Raw genomic sequence first — 14,951 nt, 5'->3', positions numbered from 1 at the left:
AGACGAACGCATGACCATCCGCCACCACCTGTCCGACGCGCTTCTGATGGCCTATGCCGCAGGAGAGCTGCCCGAGGCGATCAGCCTTGTTGTCGCCACCCACCTGTCGATGTGCGACGAGTGCCGGGTGCGCAACGCGGCCTTCGATGCCGTCGGTGGCGCGGTGATCGAGGAAGGCGCGGCAGCGGAGATGTCCGACGACAGCCTTGCCGCCTGCCTGGCGCGGATCGACGGCCTGCCGCGCGACACGACGCGACCGGCGCCGCGCCCCAAGGGCGACGTGCCCGCGCCCCTGTCGGAATACATCGGACCCAGCCTTGCCGCCGTGAACTGGCGGCCCATCGGGATGGGTGTGCGACAGTCCATCCTGACCACCGGGCGGGGCGCATCGGCGCGGCTGCTGTACATTCCCGCAGGACAGGCGATGCCGGACCACGGCCACCGGGGCATCGAGGTGACGCTGGTGCTGCGCGGCGCCTTCATGGACGGGGCGCAGCGATTTGGCCCGGGCGATGTCGAGATCGCCGACGAAAGCACCGACCATACGCCGGTGGCCGAGGAGTGGAGCGACTGCATCTGTCTTGCGGCGGCGGACGGACGGCTGCGGTTCCGCGGCCTTCTGCCACGGCTGGCGCAACCGTTCTTCCGCATCTGACACTATCGGACCGGGTCCAGCGCGACAGCGAGCACCGATGCCGCCGCGTGCACGGTGGCGGTGCCCGCGAGCAGCAGCGTATCGCCGGATGACGCGGCGATGGCGCCGCCGTTGACGACGACGATCCCTGCGCCGACCGCATGAATCGCCACGACCTGGCCGCTGATGCCGAACGCACCGGCCGCGTGCCTGACCTCGGCCCGCATGCGTCCGCGCGCCACCATCACGTTGAAGTCGCGGCTGGGGGCCGCCACACGCTCGGCCGCCAGCGGGATGTCGCCCGCGAAGGCGACGGGCACCAGAAGGTCGGCGCGCATGCGCAGGCCCGGCCCCGCCAGATCGAACCCCGGCCCCTCGATCACGGTCAGGTTGCGGTCGATGCCCGGGAACAGCGAAAACGCACCATCCTCGGCCACCGTGGCGACCGACAGGCGCCACAGCAGACCGACGGTATCATCGGCGCGGGCGATCTCGACCGTCTCGCCGCGCCCGTTGGCCCAGGGCTGGCGGCGATAGTCGGCCTGGGTGAGATGGCGGATCATTCTGCGGCCTCGGCTGTCGTTCCGGTGTCGAATTCCATCGCGTCGAGCCGCGCCGCCCGCTTGCCCGCGCGTTCGGCCGCCGTGCTGAGGCCGTCGAGATCGGCGCGGGCCTGGGCGAAGTGCGTCTCAAGCCGGCCGGCCCGCTCGACCACCAGATCGACGTCGCGGTGCAGTTGCCGCAACGCCACGCGGATCGCCTGGGCCTGTTCGCGCATCCGCGCATCCTTGAGCACGGCGCGCAACGTGTTGAGCGTGGCCATGCAGGTGGTGGGCGAGACCGTCCACACCTTCAGCCCGAAGCCCTCGCGCACGACATCGCCGAAATTCGCGTGAAGCTCGGCATAGACCGCCTCGGAGGGCAGGAACATCATCGCGCCGTCGGCGGTCTCGCCCTCGACGATGTAGCGTTCGGCGATCGCGCGCAGATGGGTGCGGACGGCGGCACGGAAGGCGCGCGCCGCCTCGGCAAGCTGCACCTCGCCCTTCGCGCGGCGCAGCGCCTCATAGGCTTCAAGCGGGAACTTGGCGTCGATCACGATGGGGCCGGGCGGATCGGGCAGGCGGATCAGGCAATCGGCGCGGCGTCCGTTGCCCATCGTCACCTGGAAGGAATAGGCATCGGGCGGCAGGGCGCGGGTCACGATATCGTTCAGCTGGATCTCGCCGAACGCGCCTCGGGCCTGCTTGTTCGACAGGATGTCCTGGAGCGACAGGACATTGCCCGACAGCGCCTCGATCCGCGCCTGTGCCCGGTCGATGACCTGAAGGCGTTCCTGCACCTCGCCCAGGGCGCGGGCGGTCCGCGATGCCGATCCGTGCAGGCTGTCGCCCATGCCGCGCGCGACCTCTGCGAGGCGGGTTTCCATCAGCGCCAGCATGGCCGTCTGCGCCTGTGCCTGCGCCGCCGTGGCCTGGGTCAGCCCGCCTGCCAGCCGTTCCTGGCCTTCGGACAGGCCCGCCATGCGCTGCGACAGCCAGGCCGTGTGATCTGCGGCACGGGCTGCGGCGCGGCCTGCCCGCCAGGCCGCAAGCAAGGTGAACAGCAGCAGAAGGCCGACGACCGCCGCCCCGAGAAGCAGCGGGTCGTCCGCCGCGATCTGCCATTGGCCGAACCCGATCATCGCCGTCCGAACAGCCGTTCGATATCGTGGAGCTTCAGTTCCACATAGGTGGGGCGCCCGTGGTTGCACTGGCCCGACAGGGGCGTTGCCTCCATCTCGCGCAGCAGGGCATTCATCTCGTCGGGGCGCATCGCGCGGCCCGCCCGCACCGAGCCGTGGCAGGCCATGCGCGACAGCACGGCCTCGATGCGCGCCTGCGCGGCAAGATGCTGGCCACCGTCCGCCAGTTCGTCGAGGATGTCGCGCAGCAGCGGGGCCGCAGCCACCGGACCAAGGATCGCGGGCATCGCCCGCACCGCGACGGCGCCGGGACCGAAGGGTTCGATTTCCAGCCCCAGGCGGGCCAGGTCGGCCGCGACCGACAGAAGGCGCGCGGCCTCGGCCACCGGAAGGTCGACCACTTCGGGGATCAGCAGCGTCTGCGCGGCGACCCCGGTTTCCGCCGCCTGCGCCTTGAGCCGCTCGTACACCAGGCGTTCATGGGCGGCATGCTGATCGACAATCACCACACCGTCCGCCGTCTGGGACACGATATAGGTGCCGTGCACCTGCGCCCGCGCAGCGCCCAGCGGGTGCAGTGCGGATGCAGGTTCGGCATCGGCATCGACGCGTGCGGCCGGGGCCTCGGCAAAGCCGGGGGCGGGGGCCTGCGCAGCAAAGGCCATGCCCCGGGCAAAGGCGGCGGGGCGCGACGGCAGGTCCATCTGGAAGTGGCGCGGCGCCTCGGGCCGCATGGCGGCCAGCGTTCCCGCGCCGGGCGTCGTGGCCGCGCGATGCCCCGCCCCGGTCAGCGCGGACTTCAGCCCCGACACAATCAGCCCGCGCACCGCATCAGGCTCGCGGAACCGCACCTCGGCCTTGGCGGGATGCACGTTCACATCGACCCGTTCGGGGTCGCAATCAAGGCGCAGCACGGCCGCCGGATAGCGGCCGCGCGGCAGAAGATCGAAATAGGCGGCACGCAGCGCCCCTGCCAGCAACCGGTCGGTCACCGGGCGGCCATTCACGAACAGATACTGCGCCGCGGTGGACCCCCGCGACCAGGTGGCAAGCGCGGCGTGACCGGTCAGGCGCAGGCCATCGCGCTCGATGTCCAGGACGACGGCATTCTCCACGAAATCCGCACCGACCAGACGCGCCGCGCGATCCGCCGCGGTTTCGGGGTCGGCCTGAAGGATGGTGCGCGCGTTGCCATCCCCGGCGATCTCGCGCAGGGTGAAGCCGACCGAGGGTTCGGCAAGCGACAGGCGGCGCATCACCTCGTGGATCGCCTGGGCCTCGGCCCGGTCGGTGCGCAGGAACTTCAGGCGCGCGGGCGTGGCGTGGAACAGGTCGCGCAGTTCCACCACCGTGCCGCGCGCCGCGGCCGCCGGGCGCGGGGTGTCCATGCGTCCTGCGGTGACGGTGACCTCGGCCCCTTCCTCGCCCGCCGCACGGGACCGGATGACCAGGCGCCCGACGGCCGCCAGCGACGGCAAGGCCTCGCCCCGGAACCCGAAGGACCGGATGTTCAGCAGGTCGGAGCCGTCGATCTTGGACGTGGCATGCCGCGACAGGGCCAGCGGCAGGTCCGAGGCGGCCATGCCGCAGCCGTCATCGGTGACGCGGATCAGCGTCTTGCCGCCGTCGGCGTAGTCGACCGCGATCCTGCGGGCGCCGGCGTCGAGCGCATTCTCGACCAGTTCCTTGACGGCCGATGCCGGCCGTTCCACGACCTCGCCCGCCGCGATGCGATTGACCGCAGCCTCGTCAAGCTGCCGGATGACCGGACGGGTGGCGGACATGTTGGGGCCAAGATCGTTCATGCCCCAACAACTAGCAGACCCCGGCAGATTCGGCCACAGGGTTGGGGGCCTGCGCCCCGTGCTAGTCGCCCGCCGCCATGCCCTCGGGCTGCCCCACGACCACGAAATGCAGATCGTCCGGCTTCAGCAGGCTTGCCGCCACGCGGGCGACATCTGCCGCCGTCACCGCCTCGATATACCCGTTGCGGTTCTGAACATAGTCGATGGGCAGGCCCTGCACCTGCATCCCGACAAGGATGCGGGCGATCTGTGCGTTGCCCTCGAACCGCAGGGGGTAGGACCCGGTCTGGTAGGTCTTGACGGCCGCGAGTTCCGCGTCGGACACGCCGCCTTCGGCGAGCCTGCGCCATTCGGCGCGCACCACCTCGATCGCTTCGGCCACGGTGGCGTTGTCGGTCGAGAACTGGCCCATCATCACCTCGCCCGCGTCCATCGGCGCCAGCCATGTGCCGATGCCATAGGTCAGGCCGCGCTTCTCGCGCACTTCGGTCATCAGCCGCGCGCTGAACCGCCCGCCGCCCAGAACCTCGTTCAGCAGGAAGGCGGCGAAGAAATCGGGATCGTCGCGCTTCATGCCCTGATGACCGAACAGCACGACCGATTGCGGCACGGGGAAGTCGCGCACCGTGACGCCGCCGGCCAGACCGAAGTCCGCGCGTCCGGGCAACGGGGCGCCGGCAGGGGGCAGTTCGGCCAGGAGTTCGTCGATGATGCGCCCCAGATCCTCGGCCGTGACATCGCCTGCGGCAGCCACATAGACCCTGTCGCGGGCCATCGTCGCGCGATGCGCGGCAAGCAGATCGTCGCGCGTCAGGGCCGCCACGCTGTCCGCTGTCCCCTCGCCCGAGGTGGCATAGGGATGGTCGCCCCATGCCAGGGCGTCGAAGGCGCGCGCGGCCAGTGCGGACGGATCCTTGTCGTCAGAGGCGATGTTCGACAGCACCTGGCCGCGCACCCGCTCGATCGAATCGGCATCGAAACGCGGGGCGCTGATCGCCTGGCGCAACAGGTCGAGCGCCTGTTCGCGGTTCTCGGTCAGCATCCGGGCCGAGACCGAGACGCTGTCGGTTCCGGCGTCGAACCGCATGTCGGCGGCCAGCGCGTCGCGGGCGGCGGCAAAGCCCTGCGCGTCGAGGTCGCCGGTACCTTCCTCGATCAGCGCGGTCATCAGGTTCACCGCACCCCGGCGGCCGGGATCGTCCAGGCTGGTGCCGCCACGAAACCGCAACTCGAGCGCCATGAAGGGGATCGAGTGATCCTCGACCAGCCAGGCCCTGACGCCGCCGGGCGAGGTGACCTCGCGGATCGGGATTTCGGCGCGCAGGGGCAGCGCCAGCAGGAAGAGGAACGCGGTTGCCCGCAGGATCAGGGGGATCATCCTTGCGTCTCCTCGCGCATCAGCCAGCCGGTCACGGCGCGGCGCCGGTCGAACACCTCGCGCGCGGCGGCCATCACGTCCTCGGGCGTCACCGCTTGCAGCACGTCGGGCCATGCCTGCACGTCGGCCACCGTCAGGCCGGTGGTCAGCGCCGTGCCATAGCGGCGCGCGCGCGATGCGGTATTGTCGAGCGCGTAGATCTCGGCGGCCTTCATCTGGGTCTTGACGCGGGCGAAGGCCCCGGGTTCGGGGCCTTCCTCGATGAACCGCGCGATCACGTCGTCCATCGCGGCCTCGGCCTCGGCCAGGCCGACGCCCGGCACCGGCACGACCGCCACGCCGAAGGTGCCCTGATCCAGCGACTGTCCGTCATAGAAGGCGCTCGTGTAGACGGCGACCTGCCGGTCGAACTGCAGCGCGCGCGCCATGACCGAGGTTGTGCCGCTGCCGCCCAGAAGCTCGGCCAGATAGGTCAGGGCGGCGGCCCTTTCCTGGGAATCGGCGTCGCGCTGCGGCGCGAGATAGGTGCGGATGACATAGGGTTGCGCCACGCGCGCGTCGGTCATCTTGACCCGCCGCTCGGCAATCTGCGGCGGTTCGGCGGGCCGGACGCGGGGCGGCAGGTCGGCCGATGGCGGGATCGGCCCGAAATGTTCCTCGGCCAGCGCGCGCACCTGATCGGGCGTCACGTCGCCCGCCACCACGAGCACGGCGTTGTTCGGCGCGTAGTGGCGGCGATAGAATTCCAGCGCATCGGCCCGGGTCAGCCCCTCCATCTCGTGCCGCCAGCCGATGATCGGGATGCCATAGGGATGGTTCAGGTACTGCGCGGCGCGGCGCTGTTCGGAGAACAGCGCGCCGGGATCGCTGTCGGTGCGCTGGCTGCGTTCTTCCAGGATCACCTGCCGTTCGGTGGCCACGTCGTCTTCCGACATGTTGATGTTGACCATCCGGTCCGCCTCCATCCGCAGCAGAAGCGGCAGGCGGTCGGCGGCGGCACGCTGGTGATAGGCGGTGTAGTCCCAGCTGGTGAAGGCGTTGTCATCGCCGCCCTGCGCCTCGACCGTGGCCGAGAATTCGCCGGGCGCCAGCGTGTCGGTGCCCTTGAACATCAGATGTTCGAGGAAATGGGCGATACCGGATTTGCCGGGCGGTTCGTCGGCGGCGCCGACCTTGTACCAGACCATGTTGGTCACGGCCGGGGCGCGATGATCCTCGATCACCACCACCTGCATGCCGTTGTCGAGCATGAAGTCGGTGACGCCCTGCGCCGCCAGCGGGGTTGCAAGCAGCGTGAGGGCAAGCGTCAGTCTGTGCAGCATTCTTGCAGGCTCCCTGATTGGCCCAGACCTACGCGACCGCCGGACGCGGTCAAGCCTGCCTCATGCGGATGTGACGCGGGCGGATCGGCCCGTCAGCGCGCCGTCTCGGGCGGCGCAGAGGGAGTGCGCACCCCGGCCCGGCGCCAGCGCGCCAGTTCGGCGTCCTGGTCCAGCGCCTGCGGCTGGTAGGCACGGATATAGACGTTCAGGCCGAACAGGCGTTCCAGCGGACGCCCGCGGTTCCTGCCACGAAACTCCAGATCCTCGGCGGCAAGCTGGTCGCGGATGCCGGCGCTGCGGCCATAGCGCCCGGCGTGCGACATCAGGCCGGCATCGCCGCCGACACCCGCGCCCGGGCGCCCGCCCAGGGCGGCGATGGCATCGTCGGTCGGGTTGGGATCGGTCAGGTTGGTGCCGCCGGGCGCCGGTTCCGGCAGTTCGGCAAAGGACGGCGGCAGGGACAGCGGCTTTGGCGGCAGGATGGCAAACTCATCCGGACCGCTGGTCGTGGAACGCAGGTTCATCAGGCGCGGTTCTCCGCCATCGCAGGCAGCAAGCAGCATCACTGCCCCGCCCGCCAGGCCCAAGCCGAACCGTCCTGCCCGCATCGTCCGCTCCTTGCCGTCCTGCCGTGTCTTAGCCTATCGCCCGGGCCGCGTCACGGGGTCTTTCGCCCTTCGGGCGGCGACCTGCCGCCATCCGCGAACAGGACAAGGCCGATCGCCCCGGCAAAGATCGCCGCATCGGCGACGTTGAAGGCAAAGGGATTGTCGATGCCGCAGCAGGACATGTTGAGGAAATCGGCGACCGCGCCGTACAGCACGCGGTCCACGACATTGCCCAGCGCACCGCCCACCAGAAGCCCGGCCGCAAGCTGCGCCCGCAGGCCATGCCCCCCCCGGCGCATCCACCAGACAACCCAGACGCAGATCGCCAGCGCCAGCAGGATCAGCCCCCAGCGCACCGCCTGGGCATCGTTGGCGAAGAGGCCGAAGTTGACCCCCCGGTTCCACGCCATGCGGAAGGTCAGGAAGGGTGGCCAGACGTCGATCACCAGCCGATCGGCAAGCCCCATCCACCAGACCACCGCGATCTTGGTGGCCTGGTCCAGTGCAAAGGTGGCGATGGCGACAAGCGCGAGAATCCGCATGGCGGGTCAGTGCCGGAAATGCCGCTGGCCCGCGAACACCATGGCCAGCCCGGCGGCATCCGCCGCTGCGATCACCTCGTCGTCGCGCATGCTGCCACCGGGCTGGATGACGGCCGTGGCGCCGGCCTCGGCCGCTGCCAGCAGGCCGTCCGCGAAGGGGAAGAACGCATCCGATGCCACCACGGACCCCTGCGTGGGCGGTGCCGCCAGACCCAGCGCATCGGCCATGTCCTGCGCCTTGCGGGCGGCGATGCGGGTCGAATCGACACGGCTCATCTGACCGGCACCGATCCCGACGGTGGCGCCGCCCCGGGCGTAGACGATGGCGTTCGACTTGACATGCTTGGCCACGGTGAAGGCGAACAGCAGATCGGCCATCTCGTCCTCGGACGGGGCGCGCCGCGTCACCAGCTTCAGATCGGCCCGGGCGATGCCCCGGGCGTCGCGGTCCTGCACCAGCAGGCCCCCCGCCACCTGCCGCAGCGACAGCCCGGGCGCACGCGGGTCGGGCAGCCCGCCCGTGGTCAGCAGGCGCAGGTTCTTTCGGGCCGCAAAGACCGCGCGCGCGTCATCGGTGGCCGAAGGCGCGATCACCACCTCGGTGAAGATCTCGGTGATCCGCTCGGCCGTCGCGGCATCAAGTTCACCGTTCAGCGCCACGATCCCGCCAAAGGCCGACACGCGGTCACAGTCGTAGGCGCGGGCATAGGCCTCGGCCAGGGTGGCGCCGCGGGCGACGCCGCAGGGGTTCGCGTGCTTGATGATGGCACAGGCCGGACCCTGCGCGGGGTCGAACTCGGCGGCCAGTTCAAAGGCTGCGTCGGTGTCGTTGATGTTGTTGTAGGACAGTTCCTTGCCCTGCCACTGCCGCGCCGTGGCGACACCCGGGCGGGCGCTGCCATCGGTGTAGAAGGCGGCCGTCTGGTGCGGGTTCTCGCCGTAGCGCAGGCTCTGCGCCAGTCGCCCGGCGAATGCCCGGCGGCGCGGCGCCGTCTCGGCCAATGCACCGGCCATCCAGTTCGACACCGCGGCGTCATAGGCTGCGGTGCGCCCGTAGGCGGTCAGCGCCAGCCTTTGCCGGAACGCCATCGTCGTGGCCCCCTGGTGCGCGCGCATCTCGTCAAGCAGCGCGCCATAGTCCTCGGGGTCGGTGACCACGGCCACGAAGGCATGGTTCTTGGCGGCCGCGCGGATCATCGCGGGGCCGCCGATATCGATGTTCTCGACGCAGTCAGCGTAAGAGGCGCCGCGTGCCGCCGTCGCCTCGAACGGATAGAGGTTCACCACAAGCAGGTCGATGGGCCGGATGCCGTGGGCCGCCATGGCCACCAGATGCTCGTCATCGTCGCGCAGTGCCAGAAGGCCGCCATGCACCATCGGATGCAGCGTCTTGACCCGGCCGTCCATCATCTCGGGGAACCCGGTCACCTCGGCCACGTCGACGACGGGCAGTTCGGCCATGCGCAGGGCCTTGGCGGTGCCGCCGGTCGAGATCAGTTCCACCCCCCGGGCGACCAGCGCCCGTGCCAGGTCGATTAGGCCGGTCTTGTCGGAAACCGATATCAGCGCACGGCCGACGGGAACGGGATGGGACATGGGCAATCTCCGGTGGCGCGGTCAGGCGGGGAACGGTGTGTCATCCCGTTCCAGGTCGCGGATGGCGAGCGGAGTATCCTGAGCCTTCGCCAAGGTCCAGCCGATCAGGACCTCGGTTCCGTCGGTTTCGCCCTGGATGACGATCTGCCGCGCCGGGCGCGGGTGAAGGCGCCCGCGCTCCAGATAGACCGAAGGTTCCAGCGCCAGCCCGCGCGCGTCGGCGGGCCGGAAGATCCACACCTCGCCGCTGCGCAGCGCGATCGAGACGGCGGTGCCGCCCATGTCCAGCGCGACATCGGCGTCGGGATGGAGGTGGAACCGCAGCGCAAAGGTCAGGGGCGCACCCTGCCTGCGCCGCAGCGCCGCCGACAGCGCGGCCCGTTCGGCAGCCGTGGTCGGGCCGAGCGAATCCTGCCCCACCAGCCGCCGCCCGTCGGACGAAAGCCACAGGTTGCGGCCATGCGTCAGACCATGGGTGCGCGACCAGCCGTCATGCGCAAGATAGACACCCGGACCCTCGGCGCCGGTCGTGTGGCGCGCCATCACCACATGCGCGCGTTCGGTCAGCGCGTCGCCCAGCCCCCGGCCGAAACGGGATGACGAATACCCCTCCAGCGCCAGGGTCGAATGGCTGGCCGTCGCGCGGCCCGCCCGCCGCCAGTCGCCGCCGAAGGCATCGCCCGAACCGCAGCTGACGATCACGGGGCGCCGACCCGAGGTCAGTTCGAAGGCCAGGGTCGAGGCGTGCGCCGAGGTGCCCGCGCGGCCGCCGGGCGGATCGGCCGCATCGACGATCACGCTGGTGCGCCCGCCCGACAGCCGCAGGAACCCCATGGCCGGGCCGCCGCCCGCCTGCCCCTTGATCCCCGAGGCGGCCAGCGCGGCATCGAGCCGCCCCTCGGCGCCGCGCCCGCCGCCGTGGAACCGCGCTAGCGATCCATCGGCATGGCGCAGCGTGCGCAGGCAGGGGGTGATGCGCGCCATCGCGTCGCCATGGGCGGCGGGCAACACGCGCCCCGCCTCGGTCAGGGCCTGGGCCGCCCATGTCAGGAGGCTCAGCACCTCGAGCAGGTGCTCGGGGTTGCGGGCCGGAATGCCGCCCTGCGCGTCGATGACCGCATCGCATTCGGCGGCCAGCGCGGTCAGGGCAGCGCCCACCTGCGCCTGCGTGCCGGTCAGGGCAAGCGCGGCATAGATCAGGCCGGTCAGCGCCTCGAACCGTGGCAGGCCCGGTGCCGTCGCGTCCCATCGCAGGTCGAGAAACGCCACCTGTGCCGACAGCGCGGCGAAGAACGTGCGCGCCTGGTCCGGGCTGCGCCCGGCCAAGAGGAAGATCGCGTGGTTGATCAGCCGGATCAGGCGCCGACCGGTCAGGTCGGGCACCCATCCCGGCCCCTGCCCGCGGCCGAAGCGATCGATCCAGTCCCATGTCCAGTCCTGGGCGCGGGCCCGTGCCAGCGCATCGCCGACCGCCGCGAGGTCGTCCAGCCAGGTGAAGCCATGCGCCTCGGCCTGCGCGGCGGGGTCTGGCGGGGCAGCATCCCAAAGGCTTTTCGCCGGCGCCTCGATCAGCCGGCCGGCGAGCAGGAAATGGCCGGAAATCAGGTGTCGGCCCCGTGCATGAAGGCCGATCGACCGGGGCTCGGGCTGGCTGACAAAGCCGGTCGCAGGTGTCACGCGGGCGGCGGCCCGGGCGGCGCGGCGGTTGGCGCGTGTCCAGGACCAGCGGGCGAAAGCCTCTGCCCATGCGTTGCCAGCCATGCCCTGATGCCCCTGCCTGCCCGGTTCCCGGATCGCGCGGCACGATAGCGGCATGCCGTGTCGCTGTCATGGCGGTTCTGTCCCGCCGATGCCCGTCTCAGTCCACACGTCGCAGCCGGACCATGTAGAAGCCGTCGATCCCGCCACGATCCGACCAGTGGTCGGGTCGCAGGCGCAACGCGCCGTCGCCGGTGAACCAGGCCGGTTCGAGGCCGGGCAAGTCGGGGGGCTCGACCCGCAGATGCGGGTGGCGGGCAAGGGCCGACGCCAGTTGCGCCTCGCCCTCGTCGGGCAGGAGCGAGCAGGTGCAGAACACCATCCGCCCGCCGGGGGCGAGCATTCCTGCCGCGCGGTCGATCAGCGCGGCCTGCAGCGCCACAAGGTCCGGCAGGTCGGAACCGTCCTTGACAAAGGGCAGGTCCGGATGGCGACGGATGGTTCCGGTGGCCGAGCACGGCGCATCCAGCAGCACCGCGTCGACCGGCGTGGCAGGCGACCAGTGCAGCGCATCGGCAACCACCACATCGGCAGAAAGCCCCGTGCGCGCCAGATTGTCGCGAAGACGCGCCAGACGCGGGCCCGAGATGTCGACCGACGTGACCTGCGCCCCCGCCGCCGCGAGTTGCAGGGTCTTGCCACCGGGGGCGGCGCAAAGATCGGCCACATGCTCGCCGGGCCGCACGGCCAGCAACCGGGCGGCCAGTGCCGCGCCCGCATCCTGCACCCAGAAGGCGCCGTCGGCATAGCCGGGCAAGGCGGTGACCTGTGTTCCCGCAGCCAGGCGCAGACTGCCGGTCGGCAGGGTCAGGGCGCCGGGGATCGCGGCAACCGCACCGGGGCGCAGCGTCAGGTCGATGGGCGGCGGCGCGGATTGAACGGCCTCCATCGCCTCGACCGCCTTGCGGCCCCAGGCAGCGACGAGCGGTCTGCGCAGCCAGGGCGGCAGCTTCTGCGGCGGGCCGAGGTCGGGCCCCACGGCCGCCACCTGCCGCAACACCGCATTCGCGAGCGCGGCAAAGGCCGACGTCCGCCGCCCGTGGCGCAGGCTGTCGACCAGCGCATTCACCACGCCATGCGGCGCGGCGCCCCCGGCGATCTCGATCACGCCCAGGCGAAGCGCGTTGCGCACGGTGCGGGGCGGCGCCTTGCGCAGATGCGGCGCCAGCACCGCATCCGCGCCCGCCAGATGCCGCAGCACCGTGGCGGCCAGCCTTTGTCCGCGCGCACGGTCGGCAGGCGAAAGCCCTGCCATCGGTCCGCCCGCCGCATCCACCGCCTCTTGCAGCATGCGGCCTTCGCCCAGTACCGCGTCGAGCAGCGCCACCGCCGCCGCCCGTGCCGCCATGCCTTCTGCCGCCATCCGCCGCACCGCCCGTGCTTGAGTGCCCGAGCGACCGGCGTATATCAGGGATGCGACCGGAACAAGGAATGCCCGCATGGCCGACGACCCCGACGCACCGCTGCCCGCCGCCGCGCAGCGCGCCCTGGCGGAAGCCGAGGAACGCCGCAGGACCGCCGCCGCACGCGACCTTCCGCCGGAACTGGGCGGACGGAAGGGCCCGGAACCCGTGCGCTATGGCGACTGGGAAAGGAAGGGCCTGGCTGTCGATTTCTGAGGCCGGCTCAGCCGCCAGCGACCTTCTGCGCCACATCGACCAGCGCCTTGACCATCGGAATGGCCGGATCGCGCGGCAGGGTGACAAGGCCGACCAGATGCTCGGCCTCGGGGTCGACAATCGGAACGGCGCGCAGGTCGCCACCGCCCGTGAACATCGCCGCCAGGCTTTGTGGCACGACCGATGACCATCGGCCGCTGCGCACATGGGTGACCAGCGCCATGGTCGAGTTCGATTCCACCCCGGCCGTTCCCCCCGCACCCGCCACGAACCCGGCGTCGGACAGCAGCGTGTCGACGATCCGTCGGTTCTGCATCTCGCCGGTCAGCAGACACAGCGACTGGCCCGCCACCTCGGCCCAGGTCACCCGGCGGCTCGCGGCAAGCGGATGGTCCGCGTGGCAGAGAAAGCGGTAGAACTCGGTATACAGCGGCACCTGCGCCACCCGGCCCAACGGTTCATTGTCCAGATAGGTCACGCCCGCGTCGGCCGAGCCATCGGCAAGGTCGGCCAGGATCTGCACGGAGGTGCGCGAAAGGATGCGCAGGCGCACCTGCGGATGGCGTTCCGCGAAGGGCAGCGTCAGCCGGGTCGCCATGGGAAGCGCCGTCGGGATGACCGAAAGCCGCAGCAGCCCCGACAGGCCCGACCTTGCGGCGCGCGCCTCTTCCTTCATCGCGCGGGCATCGGCCAGGATGCGCCGCGCCCAGAGCAGCGCCCGCTCGCCCTCGGGGGTCAGCCCGCGATAGCGCGACCCGCGCACCACAAGCTGCACGCCCAGTTGATCCTCGAGCGCACGGATCGCCGACGACAGGGTGGGCTGCGCCACGCCGCAGGCGATCGCGGCGCGGCCGAAATGGCCTTCGCGCGCAAGTTCGACGAACATCTCCAGACGATCCAGCATGGCAAAGCCATGGCAGGAACCGCGGCCCGGGGCAAGAAATGCGGGGCGGGCTTGTGGCGCAGGGCGGGGCGGCCTATGTCGCGCTGATGCGCATGACCCTGCCGTTCCTGTCCAGACCCCCGCTGGTGCCGGTGATCCGGCTGACCGGCACGATTGCCGCCGGTCGCAGCCTTTCGGGGGCGCAGCTGTCCGACGCGGCGCTGGCGCCGCTGATCGAGCGTGCCTTTGCGAGGGGCCGCGCCGCGGCGGTTGCGATCGTCGTCAATTCACCGGGCGGTTCGGCCGTCCAGTCCAGCCTGATCGCCGCCCGCATCCGCAGGCTTGCCGATCAGCACAAGACCCCCGTCCATGCCTTTGTCGAGGATGTCGCGGCCAGCGGCGGCTATTGGCTGGCCTGCGCGGGCGATGACATCTGGATCGACGAAAGCTCGATCGTCGGGTCGATCGGGGTGATATTCGCCTCGTTCGGGTTCCCCGAACTGATGAAGCGGCAGGGGATCGAGCGGCGCGTGGTCACCGCGGGGCGGTCGAAATCGCTGGCCGATCCGTTCCAGCCCGAAAAGCCCGAGGACGTCGAACGTCTGCGCGCCTTGCAGGCGCCGATCCACGCCGCCTTCATCGCCCATGTGAAGGCGCGACGCGGCACCCGCCTGGACCAGTCGGCCGACCTGTTCAACGCCGATGTCTGGGTCGGACAGCAGGCCGTGGACCTGGGGCTGGCCGATGGGCTTGGCCATGTGGTGCCGCGCCTGAAGTCGCTTTATGGCGACAAGGTGCGCATGGTGCCGATGGGCCAGCGACGCGGCCTGTTCCAGCGCCTGAGCGGCGCATCGTTCGGCGCGGCCGCCGCGCAGGGTGTTCTGGCCGAGGCCGAGGATCGCGCGCAATGGGCGCGGTTCGGGTTGTGACGCGGTGATCCAGGCGGTTGCGATCTTTCTGCTCGGCATGGGCGCACTGGCGGTCTGGTCGCGGTTCCGCCGCCCGCCCGCCCGTCGCGGCCCGCCCAGACTGTCGGCCCCTGCGCTGTGCGGACGCTGCGGGCGGCTGAACCCGCCGGGCAAGGCCTGCGCCTGCACCGGGCGAAAGGGCTGACGGGGCGGG

Annotated in this window: 15 protein-coding genes; 4 read left to right on the top strand and 11 right to left on the bottom strand. The window is 71.0% G+C overall.

Going from position 1 to position 14,951, the window contains the following annotated elements:
* Positions 1-10 precede the first annotated feature (10 nt).
* The gene (locus tag KF887_03760) at positions 11-655 is read left to right on the top strand and encodes a ChrR family anti-sigma-E factor (protein QYK42256.1); all 645 of its coding nucleotides are present in this window, start codon (positions 11-13) and stop codon (positions 653-655) included.
* A 2-nt stretch (positions 656-657) separates the two neighbouring features.
* Here the strand turns inward: KF887_03760 and KF887_03755 are convergent, their stop codons facing one another.
* From KF887_03755 to KF887_03710, 10 genes are all read right to left on the bottom strand, one after another.
* Complete coding sequence (locus tag KF887_03755; GenBank protein ID QYK42255.1) at positions 658-1,197, bottom strand: HutD family protein; 540 nt, start codon at positions 1,195-1,197, stop codon at positions 658-660.
* Positions 1,194-2,318 (bottom strand): DNA recombination protein RmuC, encoded by a 1,125-nt coding sequence (gene rmuC, locus KF887_03750; protein QYK42254.1) that lies wholly within the window; start codon positions 2,316-2,318, stop codon positions 1,194-1,196. The genes KF887_03755 and rmuC overlap by 4 nt, the downstream gene beginning before the upstream one ends.
* Positions 2,315-4,123 carry a DNA mismatch repair endonuclease MutL gene (gene mutL / locus KF887_03745; GenBank protein ID QYK42253.1) on the bottom strand — a complete coding sequence of 603 codons (1,809 nt, stop codon included), beginning with the start codon at positions 4,121-4,123 and terminating at the stop codon, positions 2,315-2,317. Before mutL ends, rmuC begins: the two co-directional genes overlap by 4 nt.
* Positions 4,124-4,184: 61 nt before the next feature.
* Complete coding sequence (locus tag KF887_03740; protein QYK43420.1) at positions 4,185-5,492, bottom strand: insulinase family protein; 1,308 nt, start codon at positions 5,490-5,492, stop codon at positions 4,185-4,187.
* Between the two features lie 5 nt (positions 5,493-5,497).
* Complete coding sequence (locus tag KF887_03735) at positions 5,498-6,823, bottom strand: insulinase family protein (protein ID QYK42252.1); 1,326 nt, start codon at positions 6,821-6,823, stop codon at positions 5,498-5,500.
* Positions 6,824-6,915: 92 nt separating this feature from the next.
* Positions 6,916-7,431 carry a DUF3035 domain-containing protein gene (locus KF887_03730; GenBank protein ID QYK42251.1) on the bottom strand — a complete coding sequence of 172 codons (516 nt, stop codon included), beginning with the start codon at positions 7,429-7,431 and terminating at the stop codon, positions 6,916-6,918.
* A 50-nt stretch (positions 7,432-7,481) separates the two neighbouring features.
* Positions 7,482-7,973, bottom strand: a complete 492-nt coding sequence (locus KF887_03725) for a signal peptidase II (protein QYK42250.1) — start codon at positions 7,971-7,973, stop codon at positions 7,482-7,484.
* 6 nt (positions 7,974-7,979) lie between these two features.
* Positions 7,980-9,569, bottom strand: a complete 1,590-nt coding sequence (purH, locus tag KF887_03720; GenBank protein QYK42249.1) for a bifunctional phosphoribosylaminoimidazolecarboxamide formyltransferase/IMP cyclohydrolase — start codon at positions 9,567-9,569, stop codon at positions 7,980-7,982.
* Between the two features lie 21 nt (positions 9,570-9,590).
* The gene (locus KF887_03715; protein ID QYK42248.1) at positions 9,591-11,330 is read right to left on the bottom strand and encodes a heparinase II/III family protein; all 1,740 of its coding nucleotides are present in this window, start codon (positions 11,328-11,330) and stop codon (positions 9,591-9,593) included.
* Between the two features lie 97 nt (positions 11,331-11,427).
* Positions 11,428-12,690 (bottom strand): methyltransferase domain-containing protein, encoded by a 1,263-nt coding sequence (locus KF887_03710; GenBank protein ID QYK42247.1) that lies wholly within the window; start codon positions 12,688-12,690, stop codon positions 11,428-11,430.
* A gap of 76 nt (positions 12,691-12,766) precedes the next feature.
* Between KF887_03710 and KF887_03705 the strand changes: the two genes are divergently transcribed.
* Complete coding sequence (locus KF887_03705; GenBank protein QYK42246.1) at positions 12,767-12,946, top strand: DUF1674 domain-containing protein; 180 nt, start codon at positions 12,767-12,769, stop codon at positions 12,944-12,946.
* Positions 12,947-12,953: 7 nt separating this feature from the next.
* Here KF887_03705 and KF887_03700 read toward each other — a convergent pair whose 3' ends face one another.
* Complete coding sequence (locus tag KF887_03700; protein QYK42245.1) at positions 12,954-13,850, bottom strand: LysR family transcriptional regulator; 897 nt, start codon at positions 13,848-13,850, stop codon at positions 12,954-12,956.
* A gap of 86 nt (positions 13,851-13,936) precedes the next feature.
* On the opposite strand from KF887_03700, the gene KF887_03695 reads away from it, so the two are divergent.
* Entirely contained in the window at positions 13,937-14,758 is an 822-nt protein-coding gene (locus KF887_03695; GenBank protein ID QYK43419.1) for a S49 family peptidase, read from the top strand.
* A 4-nt stretch (positions 14,759-14,762) separates the two neighbouring features.
* Positions 14,763-14,942 carry a hypothetical protein gene (locus KF887_03690; GenBank protein QYK42244.1) on the top strand — a complete coding sequence of 60 codons (180 nt, stop codon included), beginning with the start codon at positions 14,763-14,765 and terminating at the stop codon, positions 14,940-14,942.
* Positions 14,943-14,951 lie beyond the last annotated feature (9 nt).

The organism is Paracoccaceae bacterium (assembly GCA_019454225.1).
GTDB lineage: Bacteria > Pseudomonadota > Alphaproteobacteria > Rhodobacterales > Rhodobacteraceae.
The sequence above is the reverse complement of the archived record's forward strand: the minus strand, read 5'-3'. Positions and strand labels throughout refer to the sequence as shown.

Bases quoted from the DNA above. Each gene is read 5' to 3' on its own strand.
- KF887_03725 (QYK42250.1), bottom strand. From the start codon at position 7,973: ATGCGGATTCTCGCGCTTGTCGCCATCGCCACCTTTGCACTGGACCAG.
- KF887_03705 (QYK42246.1), top strand. From the start codon at position 12,767: ATGGCCGACGACCCCGACGCACCGCTGCCCGCCGCCGCGCAGCGCGCC.
- KF887_03760 (QYK42256.1), top strand. From the start codon at position 11: ATGACCATCCGCCACCACCTGTCCGACGCGCTTCTGATGGCCTATGCC.
- KF887_03695 (QYK43419.1), top strand. From the start codon at position 13,937: ATGCGCATGACCCTGCCGTTCCTGTCCAGACCCCCGCTGGTGCCGGTG.
- KF887_03700 (QYK42245.1), bottom strand. From the start codon at position 13,850: ATGCTGGATCGTCTGGAGATGTTCGTCGAACTTGCGCGCGAAGGCCAT.
- rmuC (QYK42254.1), bottom strand. From the start codon at position 2,318: ATGATCGGGTTCGGCCAATGGCAGATCGCGGCGGACGACCCGCTGCTT.
- mutL (QYK42253.1), bottom strand. From the start codon at position 4,123: ATGAACGATCTTGGCCCCAACATGTCCGCCACCCGTCCGGTCATCCGG.
- purH (QYK42249.1), bottom strand. From the start codon at position 9,569: ATGTCCCATCCCGTTCCCGTCGGCCGTGCGCTGATATCGGTTTCCGAC.
- KF887_03730 (QYK42251.1), bottom strand. From the start codon at position 7,431: ATGCGGGCAGGACGGTTCGGCTTGGGCCTGGCGGGCGGGGCAGTGATG.
- KF887_03715 (QYK42248.1), bottom strand. From the start codon at position 11,330: ATGGCTGGCAACGCATGGGCAGAGGCTTTCGCCCGCTGGTCCTGGACA.
- KF887_03735 (QYK42252.1), bottom strand. From the start codon at position 6,823: ATGCTGCACAGACTGACGCTTGCCCTCACGCTGCTTGCAACCCCGCTG.
- KF887_03710 (QYK42247.1), bottom strand. From the start codon at position 12,690: ATGGCGGCAGAAGGCATGGCGGCACGGGCGGCGGCGGTGGCGCTGCTC.
- KF887_03755 (QYK42255.1), bottom strand. From the start codon at position 1,197: ATGATCCGCCATCTCACCCAGGCCGACTATCGCCGCCAGCCCTGGGCC.